The 11,846-nt window shown below is 63.5% G+C and carries 11 protein-coding genes and 1 pseudogene; 3 read left to right on the forward strand and 9 right to left on the reverse strand.

Annotated elements, in window-relative coordinates; translation table 11 throughout:
• The first annotated feature begins 62 nt into the window (after nucleotides 1-62).
• Entirely contained in the window at nucleotides 63-749 is a 687-nt protein-coding gene (locus tag ACO2Q4_RS23435) for a hypothetical protein (RefSeq protein WP_423322146.1), read from the forward strand.
• Between the two features lie 198 nt (nucleotides 750-947).
• Nucleotides 948-1,763 (forward strand): hypothetical protein, encoded by an 816-nt coding sequence (locus ACO2Q4_RS23440; RefSeq protein ID WP_423322147.1) that lies wholly within the window; start codon nucleotides 948-950, stop codon nucleotides 1,761-1,763.
• Nucleotides 1,764-2,948: 1,185 nt separating this feature from the next.
• Here ACO2Q4_RS23440 and ACO2Q4_RS23445 read toward each other — a convergent pair.
• From ACO2Q4_RS23445 to ACO2Q4_RS23475, 7 genes are all read right to left on the reverse strand, one after another.
• Entirely contained in the window at nucleotides 2,949-4,010 is a 1,062-nt protein-coding gene (locus ACO2Q4_RS23445; protein WP_423322148.1) for a 4-oxalomesaconate tautomerase, read from the reverse strand.
• The gene (locus ACO2Q4_RS23450; RefSeq protein WP_423322149.1) at nucleotides 4,003-4,674 is read right to left on the reverse strand and encodes a 4-carboxy-4-hydroxy-2-oxoadipate aldolase/oxaloacetate decarboxylase; all 672 of its coding nucleotides are present in this window, start codon (nucleotides 4,672-4,674) and stop codon (nucleotides 4,003-4,005) included. The genes ACO2Q4_RS23445 and ACO2Q4_RS23450 overlap by 8 nt, the downstream gene beginning before the upstream one ends.
• 3 nt (nucleotides 4,675-4,677) lie before the next feature.
• Entirely contained in the window at nucleotides 4,678-5,628 is a 951-nt protein-coding gene (locus ACO2Q4_RS23455; protein ID WP_423322150.1) for a VOC family protein, read from the reverse strand.
• A complete protein-coding gene (locus tag ACO2Q4_RS23460) occupies nucleotides 5,628-6,359 on the reverse strand; it encodes a PIG-L deacetylase family protein (protein ID WP_423322151.1) in 732 nt (243 codons plus the stop codon). The genes ACO2Q4_RS23455 and ACO2Q4_RS23460 overlap by 1 nt, the downstream gene beginning before the upstream one ends.
• 89 nt (nucleotides 6,360-6,448) lie before the next feature.
• The gene (locus ACO2Q4_RS23465; protein ID WP_423322152.1) at nucleotides 6,449-7,633 is read right to left on the reverse strand and encodes a LysR family transcriptional regulator; all 1,185 of its coding nucleotides are present in this window, start codon (nucleotides 7,631-7,633) and stop codon (nucleotides 6,449-6,451) included.
• Nucleotides 7,634-7,737: 104 nt separating this feature from the next.
• A complete protein-coding gene (locus tag ACO2Q4_RS23470) occupies nucleotides 7,738-8,556 on the reverse strand; it encodes a SphA family protein (protein WP_423322153.1) in 819 nt (272 codons plus the stop codon).
• Nucleotides 8,557-8,930: 374 nt separating this feature from the next.
• The gene (locus ACO2Q4_RS23475; RefSeq protein WP_423322154.1) at nucleotides 8,931-9,269 is read right to left on the reverse strand and encodes a type II toxin-antitoxin system VapC family toxin; all 339 of its coding nucleotides are present in this window, start codon (nucleotides 9,267-9,269) and stop codon (nucleotides 8,931-8,933) included.
• Nucleotides 9,270-9,517: 248 nt separating this feature from the next.
• Between ACO2Q4_RS23475 and ACO2Q4_RS23480 the strand changes: the two genes are divergently transcribed.
• Nucleotides 9,518-10,906, forward strand: a complete 1,389-nt coding sequence (locus ACO2Q4_RS23480; protein ID WP_423322155.1) for an ammonium transporter — start codon at nucleotides 9,518-9,520, stop codon at nucleotides 10,904-10,906.
• A gap of 95 nt (nucleotides 10,907-11,001) precedes the next feature.
• On the opposite strand, the gene ACO2Q4_RS23485 is transcribed toward ACO2Q4_RS23480, so the two are convergent.
• Both ACO2Q4_RS23485 and purU read right to left on the reverse strand, forming a co-directional pair.
• Complete coding sequence (locus ACO2Q4_RS23485) at nucleotides 11,002-11,646, reverse strand: helix-turn-helix domain-containing protein (protein ID WP_395135963.1); 645 nt, start codon at nucleotides 11,644-11,646, stop codon at nucleotides 11,002-11,004.
• Nucleotides 11,647-11,726: 80 nt separating this feature from the next.
• Nucleotides 11,727-11,846 (reverse strand): annotated as a pseudogene (gene purU, locus ACO2Q4_RS23490) (formyltetrahydrofolate deformylase); the annotation flags it as partial.

Genomic DNA, 11,846 nt, shown 5'->3' on the forward strand with positions numbered 1-11,846 from the left:
CCCAGCCTCATGCTCGGCCAGGATGCCGATGATCTGCTCTTCGCTGTATCTTGATCGCTTCATTGTCCGTCCCTTCGGTGGGTCGGACTCTAATCGCCGGTGGAGGAAAAATCCCGTGGCAGGTCAAATATGACCGTCTTTACTACAGTCACCCCAAGCTTGCTCCTCACCTTTCGGCTTTAGGGGAGGATGTAGCCCTTTCCGAGGCGTTGGAATGGATACGCAGGGCTCGCTTCAAAGCCCTTGAAAAAGATCAGGCTGCATCGTCGCTTGTTCAGGGGGTTATTCGGTTTTTCAACGCTTCAGATCTCCTTCCACACGGAGCTTATCTCGAAAGCATCACCGCGGACGGCATTATGATCAGCAACGGCGATGGGGCGGTCGTCCCTATTGAGGAGATGTCGGACGGCTACCGCTCTGTTTTGGCGATGAACCTTGAAATACTGCGTGCGATGGACACCGCCTACGGGCGCGAAGCTTTGTTGGCCGCTCTCGAACGCGGTGAGCCCACTTCAATCGATTTGCCTGGCGTGGTTCTGATCGACGAAGTGATGCACATCTCCACCCAACTTGGCAAGAGTGTATCGGCGAGTGGTTCATTACCAGTTTTCCGGAAGTGCAGTTTCTCGTCACTACACACAGTCATATTATCTGCCGCGCAGCCCGTAAAAACTCAATTTGGCGACTTGCAACTCCGGGAAGTGACGAGCCATCGACGCGCATTACGGGCAGAGACTTTGATCGGTTAGTTAACGGAAACCTGACCGAGGCCTATGGGACTGAACACTTCGGACGCGATGTGGAGCGCTCGGAGGCGTCCGCAGAGTTATTGAAGGAGTTAGCAGGCCTGAACCGGCGAGAAATTCGCGGTCAGCTAAGCAAAGAGGACGTAGCTCGCCTTAGCGAGCTTCGTTCTATTCTCCCAACCACTGCTACGACCGTTTGAGATGCTTAAGTTGCGGGATCCGGGCTTAACGCAGGCCACCTTAGATGGACTGGGCAACTACCAAGAGGAAATGGATCAGGCCGGAAACTATTCGGACAGGGTTGCGACGGCAAAGAGCGCATTCAGCAGTCGCAATCGTCGAACCAATGCCATCTTCCAAAACGTTCGCGAGGCTCTCGCAAAAATGGCCGGTGAAGCGGTACGTTGCGCGTATTGCGAAGACTCGGCTGCAGACGAGGTAGAGCATGTAAAGCCGAAAGACCTTTACCCCGAGAGTGTCTTTCGTTGGCCAAACTACGTCTACGCCTGCGGGCCTTGCAACGGACGTAAACTCAACAGTTTCTCGATCATTGATGCCGCAGGTGTGAGGGTTGATGTCACTCGGCCGCGGCGTGCTCCGGTAATTGCTCCGTTGGATGGTCTTCCCGCGCTGATTGACCCGAGATCCGAGGATCCTCTGCAGTTCTTTGACATGGACCTCCAGGGAACATTCTTCGTGCTGGAAGCACTTGATCTAAGCCCTCTCGATGAAGCCCGGGCTACGTTTACGATTGAGCTTCTCGGTCTGAACAGGGACTTGCTGTTGACAACGAGGCGGGACGCCGACCTCGGCTATCGCGCCCGGCTATCGGAGTATGCGGCGAAGGCAGAGCAAGGTGCAGAAAATTCCGAGCTCGATTCTATTCGCTCAAGCCTTCTGAGCTCGCCACATCCCACAGTCTGGGAAGAGATGAAGCGCCAAGCCCATCTAATCGAGGAACTCCAGATTCTATTCGCCTCGGTCCCGGCAGCAATGGCGTGGCGACATTTTCCTTAATATCTCCGTAGTCTATAGGCACACTGGCTGAAGCAAGCTGCGGCGATTTACTTTCTTGAACTCTCTGATCCTTCATTCCGTGAGTTCGGTCTCTCTAGTTGCTGCGCGATATCACCAATGGCTGCTCCGGAGAAACCGCGCTGCAGCGCCAGACATCCTATTGAAATGCAGCAACGGGCCGCGCCATTCGCTGTGCCTGCGATGGGGCAGAGATGCTGCGGCCGGTCCGGATGTCTCTGAAGGGCTCCGAGCGACATGCTGCGGGGCAGAAGTGGGCGGGCTTGGCTCAGGCAAGGGTCCTGATGCCCGGATGGGAAGGCCGGCCAATAGTCGCCGGTCGATCTTCGCCAATGCTGCATGGCCGGACATTGTATCCGATGGCGCAGTGGGGTCGGTCCTCGTTGGAGTGCCTGCGTCAATCCTCCAGCTGTTCGACCGCTTCCGCAAGGTTCATGAAATCAGTGCGCGTTCCGGATCGTCGCGGGATAGCCGACCTGGGCACAGGCCCGTTGCAGCATCTGGACCACATCCTCGCCACGTTGGGTGAAGCGTGGGTTTGGGCCGGCAAACCGGAATGGGCGTAGACGATCATCAATATCGTGGTTCTGTTGCCCAAGGCAGCGGGTCATGGACATTCGGCGGGAAAACAGTTCCTCGGACCGTTTTCCGATCCGCTTCATTCCACGGCCCAGACATCGTTCGGCCTGGCCGCCTTCTGGCGATCATCGCGCAGCTTCGCCTGCACCCGCCGCTTCGGAGGACTGCGGCGCAACCAAAGCCTCAACACATTGTAAATCCTACGCGTCTTCGCAGATCTCCTTAATCGGTCTCGCGACGGCTGCCGGATCGGTGCGGCAGGATTTGCAGTGAAGCGTTGAGGTATCAAGCCGCAGGGGCCAGAAGCCCCGCGTATCGACACGCCCCCAATCGATGCACATCCCGCGAACCGGCTCGACCATCCGGCCAGGAGCCTTCGGCGGATCACGCCCTGCGGCATCTCAGGGGCCGGTCTCAGATCGGTGACCTACTTCAGCCGGCTGTTCTCGACTTCCAGCGCCGTCAGCCGCCGGATCTCGTCACGCAGCAACCTGGCTCTCAACCAAAGAAGGCTAGTCGAAAACTCCATCCTTGAACGGTCCGGTTTCCAGCGGGCAGAGCAGGAATTTTACGCGGCCGTCCGGTCAATCACGATCCCTCGCGGGGAAAGACCATACCATCGAATAGCTTGCGGGCGGTGCGCAAGGTGCCGGCCTCGGTCACAAGGCCATCCGCATCCATCTGAAGCAGGACTTCGGCCGCGCCAGAGGGGTGTTCTATCAGGAAACGGCCATCTGGCGGCAGGGTGGCAAGCCGCTCGGCGGGAGAGCCGGGCAGGGTGCAGGCCGTTGCCACGCTGACGGCGGCAAAGACCCCAATAGAGGCATGGGCGCGGTGCGGGATGAAGCTGCGGGTGTTGATCGCGCCACCCTGAAGGGCGGACGAAACAAGGGTCATCTTCGGTACCGACTTTTCCGTAACATCGCCCAGATGCATCATCGGTCCGGCTTGCAGGCGGATGGCCTCGATCCGGGATCGCAGCGCGAGGTTGGCCTCCAGTTCCTCGCGCGTTTCCTGCCCGCTCAGGCCGAAATCGGCGGCGCGCATGATGACGCAGGGCATGCCATTGTCGATCAGGGTGCAGTCGATCCCGTCGATGACATCAACCGCATTCCCGCTGGGCAGCAGGGCGCCGCACATGGACCCGGCGATCTTCTGGAACATCAGCGGGATCGGCGCGGCGCGGCCCGGAACGCCATCGATGGCGGCATCGCCCGCATAGCGGACATGCCCGCCGGGGGTCTGGACGCGGGCCAGCGCGACCTCGTCGGTATTCAGCATGTGGATACGGACGGGGGTTTCATCGCCGGTGGCGGCGACCAGTCCGCGTTCGATCGCGGCAGGGCCGACACCGGCCAGAATATTGCCGCAGCCCTGCGCGTCCGACACCAACGCCTGGTCGACAAAGACCTGAAGGAACAGATAGTCGACATCGGCGTCCGGGCGCGTCGGTGGCGACAGAACGGCGACCTTCGAGGTCAGGGGATCAGCGCCGCCGATCCCGTCGATCTGGCGCGGGTCTGGGCTTCCCATGATCCGCAGCAGCAGCGCGTCGCGCAGGGTAGGGGCTGCGGGCAGATCCGAGGCGAGGAAGTACGCACCCTTCGATGTGCCGCTCCGCATCCACAGGCAGGGGATGCCGTCACACATATTTCAGCCCCTTCGCCGCCAGCCGGGGGCGCATGTCATAGATGTCGAGGCCAAGCTCTCCGGCGGCAAGGCGCCTGCGCTTGATCTCTTCCGCCTCGACTCGCTTGCGAGCGGCGGCCAGGACGGCCTCGGCATCGACCTGCCGCACGACACAGACCCCGTCGTCATCGGCGACGATCACATCCCCAGCCTCGACCAGCTGACCCGCGCAGACGATGGGGACGTTGACCGAGCCGGGCGTCTCCTTGACGGTGCCCTGTGCGCTGATCGCGCGGGACCAGACCGGAAAGCCCATCGCGGTCAGATCGCGGATGTCGCGCACACCCGCGTCGATCACCAGCCCGCGACAACCCCGCGCCATTGCGCTTGTTGCCAGCAGGTCGCCGAAATATCCGTTGTCACAGGGAGAGGTGGGGGCAAGGACAAGGATATCGCCCTGCCGCAACTGTTCGATTGCGACATGCAGCATCCAGTTGTCGCCCGGCGGCGCGCTGATCGTCACGGCGCTGCCAGCGATGCGCGCCCCGGCATAGATCGGGCGCAGGTGGCTGCCAAGGCAGCCGACGCGTCCCTGCGCCTCGTGCACTGTGGCGACGCCCGCTTCGGCCAGACCGGCGATGGTCGCGGGTTCGGCGCGGGGGATGTTCTGAACGACGACGGCCATGGCTTAACCCTTCTTCAGCGGCGGGGTGCCGTGGGTGTGGAATGTCTCGATGGTCTTCAGGCCCCAAGCTTGGCCCTTCCTGCGGTCGGCCTCGGTCCAGACGACCGGCTGCCAGTCCGGGGCGAGGATCAATCGGGCGCCGGCATTGGCAAGCTCGACCCGGTTTCCGGCGGGTTCCCAGACATACAGGAAGAACGTGCCCTGGATTGCGTGCTTATGGGGGCCGGTCTCGATATGGATGCCGTTCTGCAGGAAGATGTCGGCGGCGCGCAGGATGTCCTCGCGCTGATCGGTGGCATAGGTGACGTGGTGCAGCCGCCCACTGCCGCCGCCATGTTCTTCGGTGCAGGCCAGATCATAGGTCTTGTTGTTGACGGTGAACCAGCAACCGCCGATCCGGCCATTGTCCAGCTGGATCATCTCGGTCACGCGCGCGCCAAGGCAGGTCTCCATGAAGCGCCGGAACTCGGTCACGTCGGCGGCCAGAAGGTTCAGGTGGTCAAGGCGGCGGGGGGCGGCGCCGGTGAAGGCGCTGGCGGTGTTCTTCAGCGCGGGCCGGTCCGGTTCCCGCGCTTGATACCTGACAGTATCATAATAGATTTCAAAGATGTGGCCGAATGGGTCCTCGAATCTGAAGGCGCGACCGTGGCTTTTGTCGCCCTCGACCCAGCCATGAACCATGTAGCCCGAGGCCTCGATGACAGCGACGCGGCGAAGCAGGCCCTCGGAGCTGCTGGCGCGATAGGCGACATGGCCGATCCCGGTGGTCGCCGCCCGCGTCAGCTTCAACGAGGCATGTTCGTAATCGTCCCAGGCCCGCAGATAGGCGCTGTCCGCATCCTGTCCGGACAGCTTCAGCCCATAGACCCGCGTGAAGAAATCCAGGCTTTCCTGAAACCGGTCGGTCAGCATCTCGACATGACCGAGATGCGCGATGTCAAAGCACGGCTCCATCACAATGCATCCACGGTGCGCGGGAACACGGACTGGAAGCCTTCGGCATATTTCGCCTTGCGTCCGCCAGACTGGCCGCCGGAGTTGCGCATGAAGTGGTTGGCCCGGTTTTCGGCGACGCGGGTGTAATACTCCCACAGGTGTTCCTGCCCTTCCATGCATTCGATGGCGGCACGCTTTCTGTCCCAGACCGGGGTGATGTCCAGGAAGGTGTCGGGCTTCCAACCCATCTGTTCGGTCTGATGCGGTTCGAACAGGTAAAGCTGGGGCGCGCCCAACACCTTCTGGCCGGGTTCGTGGCCCCAGGCTTGGGCGATCATGCGGCATTCGAGCGCCACTTGCGTCGCATACATGTGGTCGGTGTTGTAGGGGTCGTACTGGCTGTGACTCAGCATGAAATCGGGCTGGACCTTGCGGATCACATCGACCAGCCGGAACTTGTCGTCCTGGGTCAGGTGCAGCGGGTAATCGCCCAGATCAAATTCGACCAGATCATGCACGCCCAAGGCCTGCGCCGCGTTTTCCGATTCCGCGCGGCGGGCGGATTTGACTTGTGCCAGCGTCATGCCGGGATCTTTCCACAACTTGGCGCTTTCGCCGCGCTCGCCAAATGACAGGCAGACCACCGTGACCTCATACCCCAACTGGGCGTGAAGCGCGATTGCGCCACCGCAGCGCCAGACAAAATCGGCGGCATGGGCAGAAATGACAAGGGCGGTCTTGCTTGGCATGGTCTCTCCTTGCGGTCGGTTGCCCGCAAGACTGGATCCGGCGCGGTTTCAGCGCAAATTGGAAGCGCCGCCCATACGATAAGTTTCCGCTATAGCGCGTCACCGCCCCCGGGGACCGTGCGGCGCAGCACCGCCAGGAATTCGCGCTGCGCGCCGGTCGGCTCCCACCCGGCCCGGGTGGTCAGGCCGATGGGGCGCAGCGCGCCGGGCAGGTGCACGGGCAGGATCGCCAGCGCCTCGGCCTCAACCTCGGCCTGCAGGCGCGAGACACCGCCAAGTTGGTCACTGCCGCGCAGCAATTCGCGCAGCACAATGACGGACGAGGTTTCGATCACGCCCGGCGATTCATGGCCAGCAATCTGAGGGCGCGGCAGGGCCGCATCCAGGATCGCCCGGATGGGCGTCGGGCGACGTGGCATGACCCAAGGAAAGGCCGCCAGGTCGGCCAGCTCGATCTTACCCCGCCGCAGCAGCGGGTGGCCGTGACGGGCGACCACGACGACCTCGTCATCGAACAGGCGCTCCTGCACGATGTCGTCGATCGGGCTGGGCAGGCGCAGGGCGCCCAGCACCATGTCGATTTCGCCGCGGCGCAGTGCCAGCAGCAATTCGTCATAGCGGCCGTCGATGATCTCGACCGGAAAGCGGGGGCGGGTCTTGCGGAATTCAAGAACCGCGCGTGGCAGCCAGCCCGAGCGGGACAGCGGCAGGGCACCCAGAACGATACGCCCCGCTTCAGCCCCGTCCAGCGCCGCAAGGTCCGAGGCCGCCTGCTCCAGTTCTGCCAGCGCCAGCCGGGCCGCCTGCGCCAGATTCTGGGCTGCGCGCGTGGTAATCAGGCCATGTGCCGTGCGCTGGAAAAAGACCGTGCCCGCCGCCTGTTCCAGCATCGAGGTAGAGCGATGTACCGTCGGTTGCGCCAACCCCAACCGCCGTGCGGCCAGGGTGAAATTCTCAACCTCGGAAACTGCAATCAGCGCGGAAAGCTGCGCCCACGTCGCCTGCACCCGAATGGGGCGGTCCATATCGGCCATGGCGGCGTCCAGAAGCCGCAGGGCGCGGCTGGCGCGGTGGGCCAGCACCTTCCCCGCCTCGGTCAGGAACAGACCCTGAGGGCTGCGCTGAAACAGTGCCTGCCCCGTTTCCTTCGCCAGTTTGCACATCGCCTGCGTGACCGCGGGCTGCGAGACATGGCAGGCGGCCGCCGCCCGCGTCACCGAGTTGTCGCGCCCCAGGGCGAGAAACATCCTGAGATGGCGAAGACTCGCGGGCACGATGTTCCCCTTGCGCTGGCGGTCCTGATTACAGGCGGGAGCCGGCGGTGCAAGCGGGTTGCGGGTGGGACAGGGGCTGTGTCCTTGCCCCGCCCGCGCGCCGTTCAGCCGCCAAGCGGCACGGTCACGTTGAACAGCAGCGCGTCGCCTTCAACCCGGTTCTTGGCATCGAACTCATGCAGCCAGCGGGCATCGACGGCGACAGGCCGCTTGCCGACGGCTCCTGCCCAGCTGACGGCCGGACCCAGCGCCGACACGCGGCCCTTGAAGTCGCCCAGCACCGCACCGTCGCCACTGTCCCCGGTGATCTGCTGATAGTGATAGCCGGCAAGGCCGACCGTCCATGCCCCGGTCGTCTTGGCAACCGCTGCCTCAAGATGCAGTTCGTTGCCGGTGCGATAGTCGGTGTCGGGGTTCTCGGCGTTGACGCTAAGACCCGCCGCGCCGTCAAGCTGCCAGCCATCCGCGCCCAACCAGGTCGCCGCGGCGGTCAGGTCGCCCGCCCAGTGGTTGAACGAGATATTGGTCGTGCGTGATTGCTGGTAATCACCAATGGGCACGTTCACCAGCAGGTTCAGTGAGGTCAGCAGATTCTCCGATTTCCAGCCGATGCCACCGCCGATCGCCGGGTCGCCGATCAGAAAGCTGTCCTCTTGCCTGCTGCCCGACAGGACGTCGCCGCCGGGGCCGGTCAGGGTGGCGCCCAGCTTGGTTTCCTTCCAGCCGAAGGGCACCAGCGCCGTCAGATAGGGTTGCCCGCCCAGTACCGGGCCGCTGTCCAGCGACCAGACCCCGGTGGCCAGCCCCAGCGCGGCATTCCCCTCAAGATCCAGGTTCAGTCGCCCGTTCAGCGGAATGTCGGCCGAGCTGCCCCCGGAATAGCCGTAGAAGGTGAACTGGAAATAGGTGCCAGCGGGGGGCACTACCCCCCGCGCCCGTTGCCCGCAGGCCCAGAAGATAGAAGCCCGTTCCGCCTTCGGCCGCGAAGGCCGCGGGGGCCAGTGCCAGCACTGCCACGGTCGCAAGACATGCACGTTTGAACATCCCGTCTCCCTCGTCTTCCGACACCATCCAGGCAGCCGATCGTCGGGCATCCCACCCCGCTGCCGCTTTTCCCTGACAGGGCAAAGCCTTGTTCGATTCGAGTCAACCGTCCGCGCGGCCTTTGCCCGTTCCTGCGGACGCGCTGTGGCATTCCTGCGCGGCGGCGCGGCATAGGGCAGGGTGCGCAGGGACTATCGCGGCGAGATCAGCCCGACCGTCGGGAAACAGGTCGCATAGCGCCCGCGATCCCGGGTCAGCAACGGTAACCCGCGATCGCGGCATGGGCGCCGATATAGAAATCCGGCAGCAGAGAGTGCCGCGCTCCGCTCGGCTGGCAATAGGTGTGAAAGGCCTTGCCCGCCAGAAAAGCCCCCACCCATGGCAGGGGCTCGCGGTGAAAGACGTCCTGCGGCAACAGCGCATCCAGCGTCTCGATCCGGCTGTGCGACACCGAAAGCTCGGCATAGATGATCGGGTTGATGACCAGTCGCCCGTCGCGTCCGGCACGGCGCAGCGCGGATGCCGACCAGCCCAACCAGACCGGATCGTCGGTCGCGATGTCCAGAAGGACATTGGAACCGACAAGAACCACGATCAATCCCGCGTCAGGGCCATGATCTCGTCCGTGGTCAACGCGCGGTGGGCCCCGACACAAGCCCGTGCGATTCGTCCGGGCCGGGGCGCGGCGCTTCGAATTCTGACCGCCGAAAAGGCAGTCTGGCGCATTATTCAGCGCCGCCCGTCGATTCCCCGCAGAGAAAATAATTCACCGGCGGGAAACTTGGTCCGCGCCCGCTTCCGGTCATCCTTGTTCTGACATTCCGGAACAAGGAGGACGCCATGAACTTGAAGAACGCCCTGCCGGCCTTGCCGCTGGTCCTGTTTCCCGCGCTGGCAAGGGCGCAGGACGCCGCGCCCGCCCTTGATGCGGGCGATACAGCTTTCGTCGCCACCTGTGCGCTGATCGTGATGCTGATGATGCTGCCGGGGCTGGGCCTGTTTTATGCCGGAATGGCGCGCAGCAAGAACGTGCTGTCGGTGTTGACCCAGATCTTCGCCTCGATCGCGCTGATCTGCGTGCTGTGGGTCGCCTATGGCTATTCCCTGACCTTCGATTCCGAGGGGCCGTGGAATGCGGTGATCGGCGGCACCGGCAAACTGTTCCTGGCGGGTGTTACGCAGGACAGCTTGGTCGGGACCATCCCCGAATACACCTATATGCTGTTCATGATGATGTTTGCGGCGATCACGCCTCCGATCATTGTCGGTGCCTTTGCCGAGCGAATGAAATTCTCGGCCGTGCTGATCTTCATGGCAGTCTGGCTGACCATCAACTACATCCCGATGGCCCATATGGCTTGGGGCGGCGGTTGGGTTTTCGGAATCGGCGTCCAGGACTTCGCGGGCGGCAACGTCGTCCACCTGAACGCGGGCATTGCCGCGCTGGTCTGCGCGCTGGTCGTGGGGCCGCGTGCCGGCTATGGCAGCGCGATGATGGCTCCCCACAACATGACCATGACCTATTCCGGCGCCGCCATGCTGTGGGTCGGCTGGCTGGCCTTCTGTGGAGGCTGCGCGCTGGCCGCCAACGGCTTCAGCGCACTGATCATGGTCAATACCATGCTGGGCGGCGCAGGCGGCGCGCTTGGCTGGATGGCGACGGAATGGGTTCATCGCAAGCGTCCCAGCACCTTCGGCCTGCTGTCGGGCTGCATCGGCGGATTGGTTGCGATCACGCCCGCCTGCGGCTTTGTCGGCCCGGCGGGCGCCATTGCGGTCGGCCTGCTGACCGCGCCGGTCTGCGTCTATGCGGTCGAAAGCGTCAAGCGCCGCTTCGGCTATGACGATTCCTTCGACGTCTTCGGTGTCCACGGGGTCGGCGCGATGATGGGTGGTGTGCTGACGGTGATCTTCGCCGCGCCCGCCCTTGGCGGTCTGGGCTATCCCGAGGGGCGGGGCATGGTCTCGCAGATGGTGCCGCAGGTTTTGATCATGGGCTTCAGCGTCCTCGTCTCGCTGGTGACGACCTGGATCGCCCTGAAGGTCGCGGATGTGCTGGTCGGTCTTCGGGTCAGCGCGGGCACCGAATATGACGGGCTCGACATTGCCGAGCATGGCGAGGTCGGCTTCCGGCTGGGCGATGGCGTCTATGCCGGCGCGGCCGTTGCGGCCGAGGGCCAAGGACCGGCCCAGCCCGTCGCCGCCGCGACCGTCGAGCGCACGGCCTGACGACAGGCCCGTACCGTGACGCGCAGGAAAAACGCACGGGGGACGCGTGAGGCCGGGGGCCGGGGAGAAATCTCCCCGGCCCCCGCGCCATCAGGCTATTTGCTTTGCGGATAGGTGATGATCGACAGGTAGCGCGCGGGCAGTTCGATCAGGTCCACCGGCCCATGCGGGGAATCCGCGTCGAACAGCAGCGTGTCGCCCGGTTCCAGCCGATAGATCTGCTCTCCATGGCGATAGCCGACGGTCCCCTCCAGCATGTAAAGCATCTCGATGCCCTCGTGCTGGAAGGTGGGGAAGCGGTCGCTCTCGGTCGTCAGGTTGATCAGATAGGGTTCGACCACGACCCCGGAATTGTTAGAGCCGATATGGCCCAGCAGATGATACTGGTGCCCGGCGCGGGTGCCCTGCCGTTCGATCTCGACGCCTTCGCCGGACTTGACATGCATGGCGCCGCGAGGCTCGGCATAGCCGGAAAACAGCTGGATCAGCGGCACCCGCAGTGCGTTCGCCAGCGCCTGCAACGTGTTCAGCGAGGACGAGATCACCCCGTTCTCGATCTTCGAAAGCATCCCGATCGACAGACCGGTCTGGGCCGCGAGATCCGATCCGGTCATGCGCTGGCGCTTGCGCAGATCGCGGACCACGCGGCCGATCGCGACCTCCAGGTTCCGCTCTGGCGAGTCGCGCAGGGCATGCGGATCCTGGGTCAGTTTCTGCTGGGTCTTGGCGTTCTCTGGCACGGGCGCTCGCGATCCTTCTTTCCTTTCAGGAAAGTTGATCTTGCGACCTGTCGCCGGGGAACGCAACCCGGATCCCCCATTCAGCCCATTCTTTCGCTGGCATAGCTTCCTGGCGATGCGGGGAAGACGACGGTCTTGTTTCCGTTCAGGAAGACGCGCCTGTGGATATGGGCATGGATGGCGCGGGCCAGGACCTGGCT

Origin of the sequence: Paracoccus sp. KR1-242 (assembly GCF_049446195.1) — a bacterium.
GTDB lineage: Bacteria > Pseudomonadota > Alphaproteobacteria > Rhodobacterales > Rhodobacteraceae > Paracoccus > Paracoccus broussonetiae.

Excerpts from the sequence above, each read along its gene's own strand:
- ACO2Q4_RS23445 (WP_423322148.1), bottom strand. The coding sequence starts at position 4,010 with ATGTGTGACGGCATCCCCTGCCTGTGGATGCGGAGCGGCACATCGAAG.
- ACO2Q4_RS23455 (WP_423322150.1), bottom strand. The coding sequence starts at position 5,628 with ATGGAGCCGTGCTTTGACATCGCGCATCTCGGTCATGTCGAGATGCTG.
- ACO2Q4_RS23460 (WP_423322151.1), bottom strand. The coding sequence starts at position 6,359 with ATGCCAAGCAAGACCGCCCTTGTCATTTCTGCCCATGCCGCCGATTTT.
- ACO2Q4_RS23480 (WP_423322155.1), top strand. The coding sequence starts at position 9,518 with ATGAACTTGAAGAACGCCCTGCCGGCCTTGCCGCTGGTCCTGTTTCCC.
- ACO2Q4_RS23450 (WP_423322149.1), bottom strand. The coding sequence starts at position 4,674 with ATGGCCGTCGTCGTTCAGAACATCCCCCGCGCCGAACCCGCGACCATC.
- ACO2Q4_RS23440 (WP_423322147.1), top strand. The coding sequence starts at position 948 with ATGCTTAAGTTGCGGGATCCGGGCTTAACGCAGGCCACCTTAGATGGA.